This window comes from Alcaligenes endophyticus (assembly GCF_026344035.1).
GTDB lineage: Bacteria > Pseudomonadota > Gammaproteobacteria > Burkholderiales > Burkholderiaceae_B > Alcaligenes > Alcaligenes endophyticus.
Window position 1 is genome coordinate 309,978 of sequence record NZ_JAPKND010000004.1, and the last position, 20,699, is coordinate 330,676.

The following is a 20,699-nucleotide window of genomic DNA, read 5'->3' on the forward strand; positions in this document are numbered from 1 at the left end:
GTTAAGCCTGCCCTGTAACGGCACATATAAAATCAAATCAGTTCTCGCCTCAATTACATTGCTCATGTCAGACTCTCTTGCTTTAGCCCACGATCCTCGTTATCAACAACTACACAACTGGCTCACCGCCTTAAAAGAAAGCCATGCTTTAGACTTAAGTTCATTAACGCCCGCCTCTAGTGATGCTAGCTTTAGACGTTATTTCCGTATAAATAACGATAAAGTGTCGTTAATTGTCATGGATGCCCCGCCGCCCCAAGAAGACATTGCCCCTTTCTTGCATGTTACGCAACTGCTGCAAGCGGTAAATGTCACCGTACCGGAAATTATCGCTGCCGATACGGAACATGGTTTTATTTTAATGTCCGATTTAGGGCACCACAATTTTTACCATGCCTTACAAAACACGCCCACCCAAGCTGAAATAGATGCACTCTATCGCCCCACTCTGGAAGTGTTAGTCCGAGTTCAAAAGGCAGACACTACCGGTTTGCCCGTATACAACGAAGCGAAATTACTTGAAGAGCTACAAGTGTTTCCCGAATGGTTTCTGGCAAAGCACGCCAATATCACCTTAAGTGATACCGAGAGCGTGCAACTGCAGGAATGCTTTCAGATGCTGACGCATTACAACTCACAGGGCGCACAAGTCATCGTATTGCGCGACTTTCATAGTCCTAACCTAATGCTACCGCTACCAGGCAGTAATGAGCCGGGCCTGATTGATTACCAAGACGCCGTTTTGGGTCCTATTACTTATGACATCGCCTCGCTCATCATGGATGCCCGTCATACTTGGGACGAAGCGCAACAACTGGACTGGGCTATACGCTATTGGCAAGCCGCTTTTGCCGCAGGCCTGAATGTCCCTGACGACTTTGCCGTTTTCCATCAGCAGTACGAGTGGATGAGCCTCCAGCGCAACCTTCGGATTCTGGGCGTTTTTGTACGTCTGTCCTTACGAGACAACAAGCACCACTACTTAGAGCATCTGCCCCGCTTATTGACCTACGTTCGTCAAGTGGCTAGCCGCTATCAAAGCCTTAGCCCTATCTTAAAAATAGTGGATCGGGCAGAAGGGCGAAAAACGGTATTAGGAGTCACTCTCTGATGCGCGCCATGATACTGGCGGCGGGGCGTGGTGAACGCATGCGCCCCCTTACTGACATCCGCCCAAAACCTCTTATACAAGCAGGCGACAAAGCGCTGATCAGTTGGAATATAGAAAAGCTGGTTCAAGCTGGTATTTGTGACATTATCATTAACCATGCTTGGTTAGGCCAGCAAATTGTTGATTACCTTGGTAATGGACACGCATACGGGGCTACGCTTCATTACTCGGCAGAAAACCCTGCCCTAGAAACCGCTGGCGGTATCGCTCAAGCACTGCCTTTTTTTGAAGATCAACCATTTTTAGTGATCAATGCTGATATCTGGACGGATTGGGATGCCTGCCAAGCATTTGATATGGCCGCTCAGTTAATGCCACAAGATTTAGCCAGTTTGCTCTTAGTGCCTAACCCTGAGCATCATCCTGAGGGCGACTTTGGCGTTCAAAGCGACAGCGCTTACTTATGCCCCAAAGATCGGCCCAACAGTTCCGCCTACACCTTAAGCGGCATAGGGGTTTATAAGCCAGAACTCTTTGCATCCATACCCGCAAAACAAAGTGCCAAGTCAGCCACTTTATTGCATCAAGCGATTGCCCAATCTCGTATCAAAGGCTTTATACATCCAGGCTATTGGATTGACGTCGGTACTGTAGAACGTCTCCACCAACTCGAACAGCACTTGGAATCCAAGCAAGGCTCGCGTTACACTTAGAGAACTGCTAGCCCGTATCTAAACCCTACATTCGGCAACAAGCCCTGTTCGCTATCACCACACAGGGGCTTTGCCGATTATGCTGTCTGATTTTGTAAACTGGAATCTTCACATTCCGCCTGCCTCACAGGAACATGTGTCCCTATGCTTGGTCCCAAACGCCCCGTCTTCAAGCCCACTGCCTATGGTTCTTCGCGCCGCAAACGACGCGTCCCCCGCTGGCTAGTCTTAATCCTCACTGGTATAGCCCTGGGAGCCGGTGGTCTTTTGTTCCTGCAAACCAGCTATGGCCCTACCCGCCTTACCGCAGAGCAGTCTGAGCAGCTACATTTTGATTTAAATAGTGCTAATAACGATAAGCAACGCTTACAAGCCGAGCTGACTCAAACCTCACGTCAATTCGACGAAACTCAAAGCTCAAACGTAGCGCTGACCACCGAGCTTAACCAACTTAAGTCTGAACTCAGTAAACTACAGGCAGATTTAGCACTATTTGCCGATGCCATGCCGCCCGATCCGCGCGGCACCTCGCCAGGCATACGTGCCGGCACCTTCTCCAGCGACAACGGCGAGCTAAGCTATTCAATCTTGCTCATGCAAGACAAAGGCAAAACCGACACCTTCAAAGGTAAAATGGAGTTTGTCGCCGCTGGTCGCTTTAGCAACGGCCGTAGCGGAAATATTGACCTACCGCCCATAGAGCAATTTAGTTTAGGGCGCTATGAATACGTGGAAGGTCAAATGGAATTACCCGCAGGCTTTACGCCGCGTCAAATTACCATACGAATCAAACCCATTGACTCCGAGCGTGTCGTGGCAACCCGCACTTTGGTCGTCAATCGTTAACGGCCAAAACTTTCTTACTTGGCCCCTACATTGTCAAAGCAAAACCCAAAAAAAGCCAGCTTACTACACATAAGCTGGCTTTTTTGATCCCTTACACGTGCTTAAAAAGCGGGAGCAATCGCGCCTTTATACTGCTCTTGAATAAACTCACGCACCTGATCGGTTTGCAAAGTTTTTACTAATTGAGCAATACGTGCGTCATCTTTTTTGTCGCCGCTGGTCACAATCAAGTTCGCATAAGGAGACTCAACGCCTTCGATTAACAAAGCATCAGCGCTAGGATTAAATCCGGCCTCTAGCGCATAGTTAGTGTTAATTAGAGCAATATCCACGTCTGGTAACACCCGAGGCAAGGTTGCAGCCTCAAGCTCTTTGAACTTCAAATTCTTGGGATTTTCACTGACGTCACGCGCAGTTGCTAAAATGTTCTCTGGGTCTTTCAGCTTGATAAGCCCCGCGCTTTGCAACAACAATAAGGCACGTGCGCCGTTAGAGGCATCATTGGGAATAGCCACCATGGCGCCATTCTTGAGCTCATCTAGATTTTTGATTTTGCTAGAATAAACACCAAAAGGCTCTACGTGTATCTGCCCTACCGACACTAAATCAGTCTTGCGCTCAGCGTTAAACTTATCCAGGTACGGCTTATGCTGGAAAAAGTTGGCATCCACCTTACCCTCAGCCACTTGCAGATTGGGCTGCACATAGTCGGTGAAGACAAGGATATCCAGTTCCAACCCCTCTTTTGCCAAACTAGGTTTCACAAACTCCAATAACTCAGCATGCGGTACAGCCGTTGCTGCGATAGATAACTTCTCTGCTTGTGCCGCGCTCGATAGGCTACCCGCTACCACCAAAGCAAGGGTGGGGATAATTTTTTTTAACAACATACCAAACTCCACAAAGATAGGCAGACACTGGTCTGCACTTTATTTTCGACTCAAGCGAGCCACAAGAAAATCACCGGCCAACTGCATTACTTGCACCAATATGACCAGTACCACCACCGTCGCTACAGTAATATCTGTTTGAAAGCGTTGATATCCGTAACGCATAGCCAAATCACCCAGCCCGCCCCCTCCAATCACACCAGACATGGCCGAATACCCCACTAAGGTAATCGCTGTGACCACAATGGCGGCGGCAATTCCACTCATGGCTTCCGGCAACAAAGCCCACATTACCGTTTGTCGAGGATTAGCCCCCATAGCTCGACACGCTTCTCCTACACCTGGATCGAGCTCTCGCAATACATTTTCAACTAAACGCCCAAAAAACGGTGCAGCGCTGACGACTAAAGGGGGGATGGTACCCTGAACACCTAACGCAGTCCCCATCAATACCCGCGTCAAGGGAATCATCACGATAAGCAAAATTAAAAAAGGCACTGAGCGCAAAATATTAACGACTAAGGACAAAGCCTGATAGAACCCCTTATGTGCCAATATTTGCTGAGCGCTTGTTAAAAACAATAGAACTCCCAGCGGTAAACCTATGATGACGGTGAGCAATAAAGACCAAGCCGTCATAGACAAGGTTTCCAAGGAGGCCTGCCAAATCATGAACCAATCCATGCTCAGGACTGCTGAAGATATCCCAGCCATACTCATGATCGTAAAAGCTCCACATCAATATTTGCTTGCTGCAACAATAATCTTAGCGCGGCTAGACTGTCTGGTTCTGTAGGCACAGCTACCACTAACTGCCCATAAGGCTCATCTTTAATTCGGCTGACCGCACCCTGCAAAATGCTCACATCTACATTCAATTCGCGCGTGATCTGGCTAAGAATAGGCTGCAAGCTGGCTTCACCCCTAAAACTTAACCGCAGCAAGGTGCCCGGTGTTTGTTGGGCCAGTACACGCCAACCTTCTGGGTCTACGCCGGTTTCATTGAGCAAAGATCGAGTCACAGAATGGGTCGGGTGTAAAAACACGTCAACCACCTCTCCTAGCTCCACGATCTTACCTGCGTCAATCACCGCAACACGGTCACAAACGCTACGGATAACATCCATCCCATGGGTAATCAGCACAATGGTAATGCCCAGATCTTGGTTGATACTGCGCAATAAGCGCAAGATAGATTGCGTCGTTTCAGGATCCAAGGCCGAGGTCGCCTCGTCACACAATAATAAGTCAGGCCGATTCGCCAAAGCTCGTGCAATCCCTACTCGTTGCTGCTGCCCCCCTGACAACTGTCGAGGATATTTATGCACATGCTCTTGCAAGCCAACTAATTCAAGCATTTCTAGGGCACGCGCGCGCCGCTCTTTTAAGGGCACTTTAGCTAAGCGCAAGGGAAAACAAACATTATCTAAAACCGTACGTGCGGTCAGTAAATTAAAGTGTTGAAACACCATGCCTACCTTTTGCCTAAACCCATACAACTGATGGCGAGTAAAGGTAGTGATGTCCTGCCCATCCACCCATATTTTTCCTGTACTTGGGCTTTCAAGTAAGTTAAGCATACGAATCAACGTACTCTTACCTGCTCCGGAGCGGCCAATTATGCCAAACACTTCACCTTTACGAATGGTTAGGTCTATACCATCTAGGGCACGAGCATGGCGACCTTTGGCACTATACGTTTTAGAAATATCTTCTAGATGAATCACAGCTGCTTAGCCTATATCATAGGGTGTAAAGTAATAAAACAAGGCGTGGAAAGAAAAAAACAGCATATAGCAATTTAGCCCTTGGCTGAACGCTCATACGCCTATGTCGTTATAACCAAAAAATATAAGTATCCATCGTCATACGTTTCTTGAACAATAAGAACAAACACACTGACAACAGCGAGTATGCCTAGCTTGGGCGTAGCCTGCAGCATATTCAATTTATATTAGTCAGGGACCTTGGTACCCAAAACCTCGTTTTTTAGACATAAGCACAACAACACTGGGATCACGGCCAACATTGCCTGCCAAAAATAAACTCGCCCAAAAGCTAACGCGCTTACTTCACGCAAACTTGTCATAGTAGGGCTTTGGGCAAAGTCTGGGTTCCCACTGACTAATATTCGGATGACGTCAGCCGCCACAAGATCAGTAGAACCTATTCCCTGTGTGAGAAACAGCAATAATAGAGCCATCAGCACGGCGGCCCCCATCGCTGACCCCAAAGAGCGAGAAAATGCGGAAACTCCGGTTGCGACCCCTAAGTGTCGCACAGGTACAGCATTTTGCACCGCTACGGTCGCCGTGGGCAGTTGCAGCCCCAAGCCAATGCCTATTGATGACAGGCAGACAGACAACGCGAAAAAATTAACCGGATTGAGTACAGATAGAGCATATAGAGCGAACGGCACTAATAAAGCACCGACCAGTTGTATTCCCTTAAATGTACCTAAACGACTCATGAGCTTACCGCCTATGTAAGCCCCCAAGGGTATAGCCAATGATAGCGAAATAATACGCCACGCTGCCCCTCCTGGCCCTAGGTCAGTCAGCATCTGCAGTTGCAACGGAATTAATATTGTCAATGCTATCAACTGAATCAAGACAAAGAACAACATCAGGCAGGAGATAACTACCGTACGAATACGGAAAAGACTCAAAGGAATAATAGGCTCGGGCACACGCAAAGCATGCACAATAAAAATCAACAAAAAGGTCAGCGCCCCAACAAACAAAGCAATATTACTCACTTCACTCAGTGGTACTCCTTGCCCTAAACGAGTGATGCCTAATAATAACGCCGTTAAGCCAGCACTTAATAAGCCGGCTCCTAAGTAATCGACCTGGCGTTTTACACGTGGGTGATGTAACTGCGCTAACGCCCGTCTGGTTAACAATAAAGCAGGTATACCCAACGGTAGGTTGATCCAGAAAATCCAACGCCAAGAAAGATAAGCGGTAAGCAGGCCCCCTAACACCGGCCCCGACACGCTAGCCACAGCAAAAGCCCCACTAATATAGGCTTGATAACGCCCCCGCTCACGCGGGGCAACCACATCAGCTATCGTTGCTTGGGCAACCGAAATCAACCCGCCGCCACCCAAACCTTGCAAAATACGGGCAGCCACTAAGCTTGGCATAGTAGGAGCCAAGGCACACAGCACGGAGGCCAATAAAAACAAGACGATTGCGCTACTCAATACACTACGACGACCGTATATATCACCCAACTTACCATAGATAGGGGTAGCCACCGCCATGGCAATCAAATAGCCAGACACCACCCATGCCAGCAAATCAACACCTTCTAATTCCGTTGCCATTTTAGGCAGCGATACCGAAATAATAGTTTGATCTAAGGCACCTAGCAAAATCACCAGCATTAAGCTGGTGATGATCGTTCTAATTTGAGCTTTCTGTGTCAACCATTAACCTCATTACTATCAACGGCCAGCCACCCTGGCGCTGCCTCCGGTGATCGGATAAACAATAATAAGCCATTTCGAACTGACGGGGAGAGGGTTACTAAACAGCTTACAATCGCTAAGGTAAGAATTGACACCATACGCTTTCTATCTTCAACTCGATAGCAGCATTAAATACACATTCTGATACGGTATCGCCGCACCACAAAGAAACAAAGGTGAACGCCCACAACATGTGGCCATACCAGCAAAAACAAAAAAGCCACAACCGTTAGGTAGTGGCTTAAATGTTTTGTATCATCAGTAATGTGGTGGGTCGTGCGCGACTCGAACGCGCGACCAACGGATTAAAAGTCCGCTGCTCTACCGACTGAGCTAACGACCCCCGACTGAAAGATGAAATTATGACATGCTTTTGTTTTTAGCGTCAAGTGTTTTTTTAGAAAAACTGACAAAACAAATTTTACACATCTGTCTTTCGACCTATTCAAAACCACAAGTGCTTTGAACAGGTCGACAAGTATAGCAAGGCTTCAAGAGTTTTGGTAAATATTTTTGAATATTTACCAAAATATTATCGAGCTCTTGAAATTCGCACTTCCGCACCGCGACGTTTTACCTCTAATCCCTCAGAAGGCAAAATCTTCAGCCCTTCCAGACCCTTGATATAACTAGATCCCTGCATTTGCATTACGCGGATTTTATTACGCATGACAACAGGGTTGTGCTCGGGCATTCCAAACATCCACACCTCATCCAGCAAACGAGCGGAGTTAAATTCGCTAATATGCTGGGCCTGCGGCCCTAAACAAAGCATATGGCCTTCACGGCCAAACACAGGGATACTGTCTAGGCCAACCTCGACGTCTAGTACCGTCCCGCCTTCATAACGCCACCCAGTACGCATGTCCCACCACGCCTCACCTGCTGGGAGATAAACCTTGGTTTGGATGCCTGAGTGTAAAACAGGGGCTACCAACAAAGCTGGCCCTAATAAGTATTGTGTATCCCACAACCGAGCCTGCTCATCGTGGGGGAAGGCTTGAGCCATCGAGCGCTGCACCGACAAACCAGTACGTACAGCATCTTCGATAATACCCAATACGTAGGGCACCAAACGGAATCGCCACTGCAACCAATGATTAATCAAAGCGCGCGTGTCTGCATCAAATGCCGACGGCAACAAGCCTGGAGCACTTTGGAATGCAAAGTTAGCTGAGAACACCGCGCTTGCAAGCCAGCGCAGATAAAGTTCGGCCGTCATCGTGCTGGTATCGGCTAACGCATTCCCCAAGCGGTGAACCTGGACAGGCACTCCACTATTGCCAACCGCTAAAGCGCTTTTAAGGCTGCGTTCCAAGCCGTCCCAGGTGTTTTCTACACGTGGCCCCTGTTGCCAAGCAAAGCGCTGGGCTGAGGGAAACAAATTACTACTAATAACCAAACCCTCTTGGGGGGTTTTATGGCCTGCATATGCTTCAAATAAGGCTTGGCGTGCCAAAATTGGATAGATGGCGCGTAACAAATCACCTGTCTCTCCTCCTCGGCCAGTTACCTCATCCGCTATTTGGAAATTCGCATCGCAATAAGCGTAAGCGACGCCTTCGTCAAACATCTGTCGCTGACGCTCTGTCCACATGCGCATGACATCTTTGTGGGTCAGGTCAAGCAAGCCAAAGGGCCGCCCTTGGGTGTATTCATCGCCAGGGTGCTGATAGGCGCAGCCATCTTCATCGTTGATTAACAGCCACGCACGATCTTCCCACTCTTCGAATAACGCTGTATCGGCCAATACGATAGGACGCCCTGCGGCGGCCAACTGTAATTCAAAGCGCCTTTCCGCAAAGGCCTTCGGATGCGCCAAACGCTCGGCATCCCACTCTAGCAATGGCTTATCTGCCTGAAAAACGTAGGCATCACGTACTCCTAGATCAAGTACATCTAGGCAAACACCTTGCTCTTCGAGCTCAGCCACCACCGCATTAATTTGCTCTGCATTTTGATGCGCTTGGGCCTCGAGCCATAAACCCATTGGCGCTAAGCCAGACTGCCCTGCTCGACCAGTTAAGGCCGAGTACTGATTGATGATCTCAGAAGGTTCTCCAAAAAAGAGAAAGAGATCTAACTTCGCATCGTGAACCTGTGCGACATATAGCTCAGCGTGCTGGTGCCCCAAGTCATGCGTCACAGGACTAAACGTATTCACATAGAGCCCCCAGCCGCGGGTACTCCAGAGCAAAGGCAAGCGTGCCAAGCCGGTAGAAGATAAGCTCTCACCACGACGATCAAGCTCTTGTTGTGTGTCACCTAAACCATAAAGCGCATCGTCTTCATGTAATAGTGTGGTCCACTGCCACGCGGAATCATCCAAGCGAGTCAAGACACTCGGCTGACTTTGCCAAATAACCTGCTCATTACGCTGCAATACGGCCTTAAAAGGCGAGCGATACAACAATAGAGTTGTTTCACCTTGAGCCAAAGACCACCCCACATCATCTGGTAAGGTGGCCAGCTCCATCTCGCTCACTGCCTCTTCCCGAACCAAGAGCATTTCCTGATGCACCTTGGCCCGCGTGCTGAGCTTCTCGTTATTAAGTTTATCGACAGCAAGAACGCGCAGGCGGAACACCCCGGGCGCATGAGCTTCGACACGCAAGGCGTAGTCAGTCTCTACGAATGAAAAATCGACACAGGCCGATTTGGAACTGATCAAGCTGATATGGTTATACAATTGCGTCACATCGTCTGAAAGATTTTTGGACGGCACAGTGCGTTCCCCAGGGCCATGCCCATAAAGCTAAACAAGGCCACTATTTTGACGTATATGCCCAACAAAAGGAAATCCTAGATTAAAAGAGTCGGTTTTTTACGAAAAACCAGCATTTAACGTGGATAAAGCGCCTTTTCCAGCCGCCTCTCCAAAGGTGAAGGTTCCCCACATTGCCTTGCGGCGTAATAATCGGCCAACAACATGCTCCAACTTAAGCCTCGTGATCCGTATGCTCCCGTCAGCCAAATATGCGGATGACCGGGCACAGGACCAGCTACCGGCAAATGATCACACATGGCAGCTCTCCAGCCCGCCCACCCCTGAAAACTCTCGGGCGCTTGCCACAAGCGTGTCGAAGAGCTGAACATACTTCGCGCTTTGATTTGATTTTCTTGGTGTCCTGCTATAGAACATACTGCCTTCCCCTCTTGTTGGTAGGTGCTGCCTAACACCTGAAAGCTGTCACTGCTAGGCAATACATACCCGTTACCACTGACTATATGCGGATACTCTGATACCCCCTGCTCTTTAGGGACATAGCTCACTTGCCCAGCCAAATGCCGAACTGCTTGCAAACGCGGGCTAATAGCTGGACTCAAAAGGCCCTGCATAAGGCCAGGGATTGCTCCTGCTGTAGCCACTACCACGTGCTGGGCCTGCATCAAACATCGACCACCTGCATCCAGTAAGCGATATCCTCCTCGAGCTTCAGGCTCAATTGTCGCCACTGCCGTAGCATGACGTCCAATTAAACAAGAGGCGTATAAAGCTCGTAACAAATGCACGGGCCGAACCAACATCCCCATAGAAAAATATAAGCCTGCCCCTACAGGTGCGACTTGATTATCCTGAGCATGCCGAGCTGCCTGCCACTGCACCCACTGAGTGGGAAACTGCAAATGAGCAAGTGCTCGCTGAACTCGTTCCGCTTGATGTACCTCTAGGTCTAACACCAAGGTTCCGCATTGTTCTGGACGCGCCAAGCCGGGAAAGCCTTCCCAGCGGCTTTTAGCACGCAACACCCCTGCCCTGCTTAAGCGCGCAATAGGTGCATCATCCATCGCAAACACAGGCGACAATGCCGCCAACTCGTGCCCTACATGTGTTGTCTCGGCTCCATACGCAAAAGCAGGATCAAAAACTTCTACCGCATGACCTCGTAAACTCATCGCATAAGCAACGGTAGCCCCAGCTAGACCACCCCCAATTATAGCCGTATGGGCATTTTCAGTAAGCACAACCTTATTGCGGCCTAAATGTGAGCGTAAACGCCCTACCAACATCTCGCGCTTACCAGCAAAACCAGGCATGCGTTCCAGTTCAAACCCAACAGCCTCTAGATCGCGGCGCACCTGCCCCGCACTACACCACGTTGCCGCGGTAGCCTGGGGTGCGGCAAGCCGCACAAACTGGGAGAAAATGGCACGTGACCACATGTCGGGATTGTGCTTAGGTGCAAAACCATCTAAAAAGTAAGCGTCTACGGTCGCTTGTACGTCTCGCACAAAGTGCTGTATCGGCCCCAATACCAACGTTAAGCTGACTTTTCCTTGAGCTAAATCCAAGCGATGTATGCCCGGTGTCAGCAGGGGCCAATGAGCACGTAGCTCAGCGGCGATATCTTGGACATGAATCGGCAAGCGCTGATGCAGCACTTCTAAGCTTTCCACCTCAAAGGGGTGCGCCTCAAAAGACAAAAAATGCAAGCGCTCGCTACGTAACGAATCTTGCCGCCATGCATCCCAACAGGCCAAAAAATTCGCTCCTTGGCCAAATCCAGATTCACATATAGTGAAGGCCTGCCTACCACGCCAGCGCTCAGGCAGGCCGTTACCACGCAGAAATACATAGTTAGCCTGAGCCAAAGCTCCCGCCTGCGCATGATAAACGTCATCGTATTGGGCACTTACCGGAGTGCCATGAGCGTTAAAAGCAAGCTGAGCTGGTTTTAAGGGATAGATTGCGAGCGTCATAAAATAATCAGCTAGGCCATTTCTTGCCTGTCACAGGAGTCCATTACAATAACGAATTCGTCACATTTTAATCGAGTCTGACCCATGCCATTATCTCGTATGCCCTTAAGTGCTTATCTGGAAGCAGCTGTTACCGCAGCACATGCTGCTGCGTCTATTTTACAAGGTTATGCAAGCAAGCGTGGTGAACTGGTTATCGACACCAAAATGCGTAATGACCTAGTGTCGCAAGCAGACCGCGAAGCAGAAAATGCTTGCATCAATCTGCTCCAAGAGCGTTGCCCCGAAATAGGCATTATTGCTGAGGAAAGTGGAGGACAACGCAAAGAGCTCGGCAACTGGGTGATAGACCCTCTAGACGGCACGACCAACTTTTTGCATGGCATTCCTCATTATGCTGTGTCCATAGCCCTCGTCGCTCCAGCGGGTACCCAAATGGACCACACGACCCTAGCTGACGATACCCCCATCATAGGGGTAGTTTACGATCCATGCCGGAATGAGCTTTTTACCGCTGTGTACGGTGTAGGCGCATGGTTAAACGGGGTGCGCATTCAATGCTCTGCTAGCACAACACTACAAGACAGCCTGCTTGCAACCGGCTTACCGTTTCGAGACTTCAGCTTTAGCGCCCAATATATGCCAGGCTTAGAGCAAGCCCTACTACAAACGCGTGGCATACGCCGCATGGGGGCCGCAGCCCTCGATTTAGCCTGGGTGGCATGTGGACGTTATGATGGCTATTGGGAGATGGGACTGGCACCTTGGGACGTAGCCGCTGGCACCTTGCTGGTGCGTGAGGCGCAAGGCCTCTGTGAGGACCTATATCAACGCGAAGCTTGGCCGAGTGGCGGCTATCTATACGCAGCCAATCGGGCCATCGCTCCGCAACTACACGCCATGTTAAAACCTTATTTAACCACTAAGCCAACCACCACAGTTACTCCTTAACTGTCGGGGTATTTAGCTCATCACGTAATACGCGACGCAAGATTTTACCGACATTGCTTTTGGGTAACTCGGTACGAAACTGATATTGCCGTGGACGTTTATAGGCCGTTAAACGCTCCCGGCACCACTGCCGCAAATCATCCTCGCTCACACTGCTGTCTCGCAAAACCACATAAGCTTGGATGAGCTCACCCAACTGCTCATCTGGAACTCCCACCACTGCGGCCTCCAATACGCCTGGATGGCTGACCAAGACCTCTTCTACCTCGTTGGGATAAACATTAAACCCTGACACCAGTATCATATCTTTTTTACGATCTACGATACGAATTCGCCCTAGCTCATCCATCACCCCGATGTCACCGGTTTTAAAATAACCATCGGTCGTAAACGACTTTTGTGTCTCTGCGTCTTGTTGCCAATAGGCCGACATCACCTGAGGGCCTTTAACGGCTAACTCTCCTTGTTCACCCCAGTCAACTGCTTGGTCCTGATCATTAATCAACACCACATCAGTGGACGGTAAAGGAAACCCTATCGTGCCGCTAAACTCGATAGAATCCGCCGTATTTACCGCTACTACCGGAGAGGTTTCAGTCAGGCCGTACCCTTCAATCAACGCACTGCCCGTCAGAGTGAGCCAATGCGCCGCCACTTTACTTTGCAAAGCAGCTCCTCCAGCCAAACAAAGACGCAACTGGGAAAATGGCAATCCTTGAAAAGCCGGAGTGTTTGCTAAGGCATTAAATAAGGTATTGACCCCTGGCACGATATGCGGTGGACAGTCCGCCCATGCTTTACTCACACTGGAAAGATCGCGAGGGTTCATCACCAGTACGATACGCATTCCAGCTACCAAGCCGAACAAGCCACACACCGTTAACGCAAACACATGGTACAAAGGCAAGGCCGCAAACATCACATACGCCTGCTCACGCACATTACCCAATGCAGGCTTAGCAAACTCCTCAATTTGCAGCACATTAGCTAGCAAATTACGCTGACTCAACATTGCCCCTTTAGGACGCCCTGTGGTTCCCCCTGTGTATTGCAATACAGCTAAATCATCGGCTTGAGCTTGATGTGTTTGACAAGGTAGGGCGCTACCCAATTTAACGACCTGACTAAAATACAGACTATGCGGCAGGTCGTAGGCTGGCACCATACGCTTCAAGTAACGCACGGCCAAATTAAGCACTCCCCCTTTCAACCCCATCAGATCCCCTAAGCGCGTGATAACCACATGCTTGGGTTGAATCTGTTTAGGGACTTGGGCAAGCACATGGGCAAAATTTTCCATTATAAAAATTGCTACTGCACCGCTGTCTTGTAGCTGATATTCCAGTTCCCTTTCGGTATATTGAGGATTAACGTTAACCACCACCATACCACTACGCAGAACCGCTAATAGGCTCAACATATAAGGAAAGCCATTGGGCAACATTAACGCTACCCGACTCCCTTTGGGCAGGCCAGAGGCTTGCAGCCAAGCCGCCACATAATTTGCATAGCGGTCTAATTCGGCATACGTTAAGGTCTTACCCATGAACTCAAGCGCTGGCTGCTTTGCAAAGCGAGTGACCGCTTGATTTAGTACGCCGGTTAGGGTTTGCTTCGGGTCTTGCACTATGTCATGCGCCACCTCGGCAGGATAGTGCTGTAACCAGGGTTTAGATATTTGTCTCAATCGTTGTCCCCTCAAAACGCAAGATGTATGTTTAGATAATACAAGTCTTACTAATACTCGTGTATTAGCCATTTCTAGAAACAGGATACCACCATGAAACTGCTCGACACCATCATGACGTGGACAGATGAAATTCAAATCGTGCGTCGCGACCTACACGCTCATCCAGAACTGTCTTACGAAGAACACCGAACAGCTGAAAAAGTAAACCAGCTTTTACAATCTTGGGGCGTGGAGACGCACCGTGGCTTAGGCATAACGGGGGTGGTGGGCATTATCCGCGGCGAATGCGGTACGGGTCCCGCTGTAGGACTACGTGCAGACATGGACGCTTTACCCATGCAAGAGCTAAACGACTTCGAGCATAAAAGTCGCCACGCGGGAAAAATGCATGCCTGTGGTCACGATGGTCACACGGCCATGCTTTTGGGGGCAGCACGTTATTTAGCTAGCCACAGAAACTTTGCTGGCACCATTTACTTAATTTTTCAGCCCGCCGAAGAAGGACATGCCGGGGCTCGAAAAATGATCGAAGATGGCCTATTTAAACTATTCCCTATGCAAGCCGTCTTTGGGCTGCATAACTGGCCCGGCCTGCCTGTCGGCTCGTTTGCCGTTATGCCCGGCGCCATGATGGCTTCGAGCAACTCTTTTCAAGTGCGGCTCGTCGGTAAAGGCGCTCACGCTGGCATGCCAAATTTAGGCGTAGACCCCGTCATGACGGCCGTGCAGCTAGCGCAAAGTATGCAAACCATTGTAAGTCGTAATCTTGACCCTCTAGAGCCTGCCGTACTTAGCATCACTCAAATACACTCGGGCTCAGCGGATAACGTCATTCCTAACGAGGCCATCCTGCGCGGCACAGTACGCACCTTTTCCCTAGAGGCGCTCGACTTAATTGAGAACCGCATGCGCGAGCTGAGCGAAAACACGGCAGCCGCTTTTCAGTGCGACGTTGAGTTTGAGTTCGACCGACGCTACCCCCCAACGATCAATCACCCAAGAGAAACCGAATTCTGCACACAAGTCATCGAGAAACAATTTGGCGCAGAGTATCTGCATCGCAACCTCCGCCCAAGCATGGGCGCAGAAGATTTTTCCTTTATGCTTCTAGAAGTACCGGGCTGCTATGTCTGGTTAGGCAATGGCGACGGGGATCACCGTAGCGCCGGGCACGGCCTAGGCCCGTGCACGTTACATAACGGTAGCTACGACTTCAACGATGCCCTTTTACCCATTGGTGTCACCTATTGGGTGCGTCTGGCGCTTGACTGGTTAGCTCAACACCCTAAGGCTTGATAAAGTCATATATACGTTATAGTTCAGCGATTACAATGAAGGCATTGCTAGCCCTATTCTCGTCTTACTTACTGGAACACTTTTGAACTCCGACCTTACCTCCAATACCCTGCCCTCACAGCATCAAAATCTAGCATTACGCGTCATGCCTATGCCAGCCGATGCTAATATCCATGGCGATGTGTTTGGGGGCTGGATTATGGCTCAGGTAGATATTGCCGGCGCCATTCCTGCCACCCGTCGTGCGCAAGGGCGGGTCGCTACCGTCGCGGTGAATGCTTTCACCTTTAAGCATCCTGTGTTTGTCGGTGATTTACTCAGTTTTTACGCCACGATCACCAAAACAGGCCGCACGTCTATTACTGTTGAAGTGGAAGTCTACGCTGAGCGTAAGCGACTACAAATTGAGGTCATCAAGGTAACCGAGGCCACCTTAACCTACGTGGCAACAGATGATGAACGCAATAGCCGCCCCCTGCCCACGGTAGGGTAAAACCAATTATTGTGATAGGCCTATGCAGGAACATAAAACTAACAAAGCCATGGAAAAAAGCAGCTCCTCGCAGCGCCGTTTAGATCGAGAGGATGCGCAGCAAGCATTACAACGCCTGCAGCACATACTCAAACGCCAAGAGGTAGTCACCTCCTTGACCGAGCGGCAAGTCGAGGACACCGACCGCTCTACCTTGCTGGAAGGACTCATGCATAGGCAGCATGAAGCCGAAATTCAAACCCTCATCAATAGTTTGCATCCGGCCGACATCGCCTTCATCCTTGAATCCTTACCCGAGCAAGATAGGCGGGCAGTCTGGCAACTAGTAGACGCTGAACACGATGCCGACGTACTGCTAGAAGTTGAAGACTGGGCGCGCGAGTCGCTCATTAAGTCTATGGAAGCCGACGAGCTTATCGCCGCCGCCGGCAATATGGACGCCGACGAAATAGCAGATCTGGTTCCCGACCTACCGCCTGAGGTAATAGCCGCAGTACAGCGGGGTCTCACCGAGGAAGAGCGAGCGCAACTGGTCGAAGCAATGGGTTACCCGGAAGATACCGTTGGTGCCCTAATGGACTTCGATATGGTGCGGGTACGCGAAGACGTCACTCTAGAAGTAGTATTACGCTACCTACGCCGCCTCCAAGAGTTACCTGACCATACTGACCAAATTTTTGTTGTAGACCGTACCGACAGACTACAAGGTGTTTTATCTGTCACCCGTCTACTTGTATCAGAACCTGAAAAACTGGTGTCTGAAGTCATGTCTACGGATTATTTAAGCCTTAACCCTCTTGACTCCGATTCTGATGCTGCCAGCGCATTCGAGCGCTATGACTTAGTCTCTGCACCCGTCATCGACGATTTGGGACGACTCGTAGGCCGAGTTACCATCGACGAAGTGGTTGACGTACTACAAGAGGACTCTCAAGAACAAGCCCTCTCACGCGCCGGACTCCAAGAGGAAGATATTTTTTCGCCAGTAAAAACGGCTATACGAAACCGTGCTCCTTGGTTGCTTATTAACCTATGCACAGCCGCCACCGCTTCGTTTATTGCCTCTCGCTTTGAAGACACGGTAAGCCATATCGTTATTTTAGCTTTCCTGATGTCTATCGTAGCCGGTATAGGCGGCAACTCGGGTAATCAAACAATGACCATGATCATTCGCGCCATGGCTACAGGCAGGGTCACCGGGAGCAACGTCATCCCCCTCATCAAGCGCGAACTGCTTGTCACCTTTTTAGTGGGTGCATGTGGCAGTTTAGTTACTGCCACCTTTGCGTGGTTTATCTCTGGTTCAGTTGCTATAGCAGCGGTAATGATGGCCGCCATGATAGGCAATATGCTTATCGGGGCTGCGCTTGGTGTTCTTATCCCCATCCTACGTGACCGTTTTGGCAATGACCCCGCTGTGGGCTCGTCGGTGTTACTCACTTTTGCCACCGATTCCTTAGGTTTTCTACTTTTCTTGGGGCTAGCCACCGTTTTTCTTTTATAAGAAGAGTACTTTTACGGCATCATACTATCGTGACCACGACGCCTAACAACATTACGTTTTACGTTCGCTTTTAATCGCGTAACTCCTGATAATTAGGTAATCCTTATTCACTTATTCTTGATTTGTTTAACACTATATATATTTATTTCATTACCTATCGTACAAAAAGCGTATTTTTTTCTATCTCTACAGGTTAACGCTAGTAGAAAACCTTTTTTGCTTGCCTATACAATAGCTCTGTCACTAACGGTTTAGGTGAGAGTCTTCTCACTCATGAAGCGCCGACGGAGCAACCACCCCGGAATCTCTCAGGCAAAAGAATCCTAATACCGTGACAATCTGGAGAGAGGCATGTATGCCCACCGAAGGGGACCATAGCAACACACTATGGATAAGCTCTCAGGTCCAAGGACAGATGGGGTACGACGCTTACATGGGCGTTGTCTACCTTACTGCTGCACGGAGAGCCTGCGATGATTAGCTACGCCGCCTACTATCATTAGCCGCAACGGCTACACGTTAAATTCCATTGATAACTTTATCAATAGCTCAACATTGCGCTGCTCTCGTCCCACACCTATCACAAGGTTATATGGGCGCAAAATGCGCTAAGAATATCCTATCAAGCAAGTGCTGAAGTCGTGACATATATCCCATTAAAAAGGGTTTAAATACACTCCTTCCGCACCATGCAACTACTTAAATAGCTCACCTAATTTAATTATTTGGTATGCACCGTTTTTGCAGGGCGGTTTGTACCTTTTTGCTGTTAACAACAGTGTTACACCTAATATTTGGACGAAAACCAAGGAGAAACGTGTGTCTCAAGAACACTCACCAGGACTGCAACGCTCGCTAAAAAATCGGCATCTGCAGCTAATTGCCATTGGAGGAGCTATTGGTACCGGGCTATTTATGGGCTCAGGTCGCACCATTAGTTTAGCTGGACCTTCGGTCTTATTTACCTACATGATCATCGGTCTATTTCTCTTTTTTGTGATGCGCGCAATGGGAGAATTGCTACTGCATAACCTAGAATACAAATCCTTTGTAGACTTTGCTGCGGACATTCTAGGGCCCACTGTGGGGTACTTCTTGGGTTGGACATACTGGTTCTGCTGGATAGTGATAGGCATAGCCGATGTGGTTGCCATTACCGGTTACACCCAGTTTTGGTGGCCAGATATTCCCCTGTGGCTACCTGGCATTGCCTGCATTATCTTTTTAATGGTCTTTAACCTGCTCTCCGCAAAACTCTTCGGGGAGCTTGAGTTCTGGTTTGCCCTAATAAAAATAGTAGCCATTATTGCTTTGATTGCTATGGGCGCCTACCTACTGGCGACGGATTTTGTGGGACCCACTGGCGAAACGGCTAGCCTTACGCACTTATGGGATCGCGGAGGCGTCTTTCCCAATGGACTCAACGGTTTCTTCGCTGCTTTTCAAATCGCGATTTTTGCTTTTGTAGGCATTGAATTGGTGGGTACAGCCTCCGCAGAAACCGCAGACCCTGAAACAAACCTCCCCAAAGCCATTAATAAAATTCCCGTACGAGTTATTATATTTTATGTTTTCGCGTTAACCGCAATCATGACGGTGACCCCGTGGGATATGGTGGCTCCCGACAAGAGCCCCTTTGTAAACATGTTCCTATTAATAGGTATAGGGGCAGCCGCCACGATTATTAACTTTGTGGTGCTCACCTCTGCCTTATCCTCCGCCAATAGCGGTATGTTCTCTACCGGACGCATGCTGTATGGCTTATCGCAAAATAAACTTGCGCCTAAGTCGTTTGGTGAACTGTCACGCAGTGGCACACCCTGTAAAGGCCTCATTTACTCCTGCTCATTACTGCTATGTGGCGTCTTTTTACTGTATGCAGAAGGGGATGTTATGCGCGTGTTCACTATCGTGACGACAGTGGCCAGCATTTGCTTTATTTTTGTATGGGCAGTAATTGTTATTTCGTATCTGAAGTACCGTAAGATACTGCCTCAAGCGCATGCAAACTCGAAATATAAAATGCCGTTCGCTATCCCTATGTGCTATGCGACATTAGTATTTTTTGCCTTCGCTATCTATCTATTCAGCCAAGAAGAAGAAACCTTAATTGGCCTAATGGCCACACCCTTTTGGTTCTTAGCCTTACTTTTATGTCTACCTTACTATAAAAAACGTTTGCGTAACCAATTTGGCCTCCGCAACAAAGTAAATACTTAGGCAACTGTTGCCTGATCAATAATCATTAAAAAAGGGGCTAAGCACTAAAAAGTGTTCTAAGCCCCTTTTTCCACAGCCGTTTGATTTACGCATCATACACGTTGGCTGAAGAGACGGCCTTAACCACCTACGAGCCACCACAGTCCATTAGGGCTTAATAGTGCCCCAAGATTGCTTTAGCGCATCGCGTAGAGCAACCTTGGGATTCTCTTTGCAATACTCATGTACCACTGGGGTGACTTTAACAATTCCCTCCACGTCCAGTACTGTAGTTTGTGTCTGGTCAATACGGTTCAAAGCCTCTGCATAACCTATGGCAACTGGCTGTAATTGGGTGTCTGCAGCGAGGTAATCGCTACAAAGCCAAAATGGCTCAGACTTTGCCTCTTGAGCGTGAGCACCACCAACGAAAAAAGATGCGCTTAACAGAGTTCCGATCAAAATAGCGTTTTTTTTCATTTCACGTCCTTATTTGATTTCAACTAAGTGCTCCAATTATTACCCCCCGTAAGCGTGGAGCGAACACTCCGGGTCAGTTGACGCTCATATCAAAACCACAACGAGGTGCAAACATTATCTGAAAGAGGTTCCTCGTCGAGCCTTTTTCGATCTTTTTAAAACAAAAAACCATTAACAGGATAGCACTTTAGAGATAAACCTTGATGCTAAAACCCCTTAATGTATGCAGAAACCAACACCCCTGAATACAAGCTATACGTAAAGCACATACATGCAACCGTTAGCGTCGCCCAAGAAAGGGAATTGATATAGACCAACTTACCGCCACTTTTACCCATACAACAACACGA

General features: G+C 49.0%; 16 protein-coding genes, 1 tRNA gene and 1 riboswitch. Of the genes, 8 read left to right on the plus strand and 9 right to left on the minus strand.

Annotation, left to right across the window (positions count from 1 at the left end; genetic code table 11):
* Positions 1 to 64: 64 nt before the first annotated feature.
* From OSH01_RS09785 to OSH01_RS09795, 3 genes are all read left to right on the plus strand, one after another.
* Positions 65 to 1,111, plus strand: coding sequence for an aminoglycoside phosphotransferase family protein (locus OSH01_RS09785; protein ID WP_266123907.1), 1,047 nt, complete (start codon positions 65 to 67; stop codon positions 1,109 to 1,111).
* On the plus strand, positions 1,111 to 1,824 hold the full coding sequence (murU, locus tag OSH01_RS09790; protein WP_266123908.1) for an N-acetylmuramate alpha-1-phosphate uridylyltransferase MurU: 714 nt from the start codon (positions 1,111 to 1,113) through the stop codon (positions 1,822 to 1,824). Before OSH01_RS09785 ends, murU begins: the two co-directional genes overlap by 1 nt.
* Positions 1,825 to 1,968: 144 nt before the next feature.
* Positions 1,969 to 2,670, plus strand: coding sequence for a DUF6776 family protein (locus OSH01_RS09795; RefSeq protein ID WP_266123909.1), 702 nt, complete (start codon positions 1,969 to 1,971; stop codon positions 2,668 to 2,670).
* A gap of 101 nt (positions 2,671 to 2,771) precedes the next feature.
* On the opposite strand, the gene OSH01_RS09800 is transcribed toward OSH01_RS09795, so the two are convergent.
* The 7 genes from OSH01_RS09800 to mnmD all read right to left on the minus strand — a co-directional run bounded on the left by OSH01_RS09800 (position 2,772) and on the right by mnmD (position 11,736).
* Positions 2,772 to 3,560, minus strand: a complete 789-nt coding sequence (locus OSH01_RS09800; protein ID WP_266123910.1) for a MetQ/NlpA family ABC transporter substrate-binding protein — start codon at positions 3,558 to 3,560, stop codon at positions 2,772 to 2,774.
* Positions 3,561 to 3,599: 39 nt separating this feature from the next.
* Positions 3,600 to 4,244, minus strand: coding sequence for a methionine ABC transporter permease (locus tag OSH01_RS09805; RefSeq protein ID WP_266123911.1), 645 nt, complete (start codon positions 4,242 to 4,244; stop codon positions 3,600 to 3,602).
* Between the two features lie 32 nt (positions 4,245 to 4,276).
* The gene (locus OSH01_RS09810; RefSeq protein WP_266123912.1) at positions 4,277 to 5,287 is read right to left on the minus strand and encodes a methionine ABC transporter ATP-binding protein; all 1,011 of its coding nucleotides are present in this window, start codon (positions 5,285 to 5,287) and stop codon (positions 4,277 to 4,279) included.
* 227 nt (positions 5,288 to 5,514) lie between these two features.
* Positions 5,515 to 6,993, minus strand: coding sequence for an MFS transporter (locus tag OSH01_RS09815; RefSeq protein ID WP_266123913.1), 1,479 nt, complete (start codon positions 6,991 to 6,993; stop codon positions 5,515 to 5,517).
* A 309-nt stretch (positions 6,994 to 7,302) separates the two neighbouring features.
* Positions 7,303 to 7,378 (minus strand) — tRNA-Lys (locus tag OSH01_RS09820).
* A gap of 189 nt (positions 7,379 to 7,567) precedes the next feature.
* Entirely contained in the window at positions 7,568 to 9,760 is a 2,193-nt protein-coding gene (locus tag OSH01_RS09825; RefSeq protein WP_266123914.1) for a TIM-barrel domain-containing protein, read from the minus strand.
* A 116-nt stretch (positions 9,761 to 9,876) separates the two neighbouring features.
* Complete coding sequence (mnmD, locus tag OSH01_RS09830; protein WP_266123915.1) at positions 9,877 to 11,736, minus strand: tRNA (5-methylaminomethyl-2-thiouridine)(34)-methyltransferase MnmD; 1,860 nt, start codon at positions 11,734 to 11,736, stop codon at positions 9,877 to 9,879.
* Positions 11,737 to 11,820: 84 nt separating this feature from the next.
* On the opposite strand from mnmD, the gene OSH01_RS09835 reads away from it, so the two are divergent.
* Positions 11,821 to 12,687 (plus strand): inositol monophosphatase family protein, encoded by an 867-nt coding sequence (locus OSH01_RS09835; RefSeq protein WP_266123916.1) that lies wholly within the window; start codon positions 11,821 to 11,823, stop codon positions 12,685 to 12,687.
* Here the strand turns inward: OSH01_RS09835 and OSH01_RS09840 are convergent.
* The gene (locus OSH01_RS09840; protein ID WP_266123961.1) at positions 12,677 to 14,365 is read right to left on the minus strand and encodes an AMP-binding protein; all 1,689 of its coding nucleotides are present in this window, start codon (positions 14,363 to 14,365) and stop codon (positions 12,677 to 12,679) included. The two genes, OSH01_RS09835 and OSH01_RS09840, sit on opposite strands and share 11 nt — an antisense overlap.
* A gap of 102 nt (positions 14,366 to 14,467) precedes the next feature.
* On the opposite strand from OSH01_RS09840, the gene OSH01_RS09845 reads away from it, so the two are divergent.
* The 4 genes from OSH01_RS09845 (at position 14,468) to OSH01_RS09860 (ending at position 19,890) form a co-directional block, all read left to right on the plus strand.
* The gene (locus OSH01_RS09845; protein WP_266123917.1) at positions 14,468 to 15,673 is read left to right on the plus strand and encodes a M20 aminoacylase family protein; all 1,206 of its coding nucleotides are present in this window, start codon (positions 14,468 to 14,470) and stop codon (positions 15,671 to 15,673) included.
* Between the two features lie 145 nt (positions 15,674 to 15,818).
* Positions 15,819 to 16,166, plus strand: a complete 348-nt coding sequence (locus tag OSH01_RS09850) for an acyl-CoA thioesterase (protein ID WP_266123962.1) — start codon at positions 15,819 to 15,821, stop codon at positions 16,164 to 16,166.
* A gap of 22 nt (positions 16,167 to 16,188) precedes the next feature.
* Positions 16,189 to 17,670 carry a magnesium transporter gene (mgtE, locus tag OSH01_RS09855; RefSeq protein ID WP_266123918.1) on the plus strand — a complete coding sequence of 494 codons (1,482 nt, stop codon included), beginning with the start codon at positions 16,189 to 16,191 and terminating at the stop codon, positions 17,668 to 17,670.
* Positions 17,671 to 17,914: 244 nt separating this feature from the next.
* Positions 17,915 to 18,004: riboswitch (glycine riboswitch) on the plus strand.
* Positions 18,005 to 18,489: 485 nt separating this feature from the next.
* Positions 18,490 to 19,890 carry an amino acid permease gene (locus OSH01_RS09860; protein ID WP_266123919.1) on the plus strand — a complete coding sequence of 467 codons (1,401 nt, stop codon included), beginning with the start codon at positions 18,490 to 18,492 and terminating at the stop codon, positions 19,888 to 19,890.
* 147 nt (positions 19,891 to 20,037) lie between these two features.
* Here OSH01_RS09860 and hdeA read toward each other — a convergent pair whose 3' ends face one another.
* Positions 20,038 to 20,349, minus strand: a complete 312-nt coding sequence (gene hdeA, locus OSH01_RS09865) for an acid-activated periplasmic chaperone HdeA (RefSeq protein ID WP_266123920.1) — start codon at positions 20,347 to 20,349, stop codon at positions 20,038 to 20,040.
* Between the last annotated feature and the right edge of the window lie 350 nt (positions 20,350 to 20,699).

Bases quoted from the DNA above. Each gene is read 5' to 3' on its own strand.
- OSH01_RS09785 (WP_266123907.1), top strand. From the start codon at position 65: ATGTCAGACTCTCTTGCTTTAGCCCACGATCCTCGTTATCAACAACTA.
- murU (WP_266123908.1), top strand. From the start codon at position 1,111: ATGCGCGCCATGATACTGGCGGCGGGGCGTGGTGAACGCATGCGCCCC.
- OSH01_RS09795 (WP_266123909.1), top strand. From the start codon at position 1,969: ATGCTTGGTCCCAAACGCCCCGTCTTCAAGCCCACTGCCTATGGTTCT.
- OSH01_RS09800 (WP_266123910.1), bottom strand. From the start codon at position 3,560: ATGTTGTTAAAAAAAATTATCCCCACCCTTGCTTTGGTGGTAGCGGGT.
- OSH01_RS09805 (WP_266123911.1), bottom strand. From the start codon at position 4,244: ATGGATTGGTTCATGATTTGGCAGGCCTCCTTGGAAACCTTGTCTATG.
- mnmD (WP_266123915.1), bottom strand. From the start codon at position 11,736: ATGACGCTCGCAATCTATCCCTTAAAACCAGCTCAGCTTGCTTTTAAC.
- OSH01_RS09835 (WP_266123916.1), top strand. From the start codon at position 11,821: ATGCCATTATCTCGTATGCCCTTAAGTGCTTATCTGGAAGCAGCTGTT.
- OSH01_RS09845 (WP_266123917.1), top strand. From the start codon at position 14,468: ATGAAACTGCTCGACACCATCATGACGTGGACAGATGAAATTCAAATC.
- OSH01_RS09850 (WP_266123962.1), top strand. From the start codon at position 15,819: ATGCCTATGCCAGCCGATGCTAATATCCATGGCGATGTGTTTGGGGGC.
- mgtE (WP_266123918.1), top strand. From the start codon at position 16,189: ATGCAGGAACATAAAACTAACAAAGCCATGGAAAAAAGCAGCTCCTCG.
- hdeA (WP_266123920.1), bottom strand. From the start codon at position 20,349: ATGAAAAAAAACGCTATTTTGATCGGAACTCTGTTAAGCGCATCTTTT.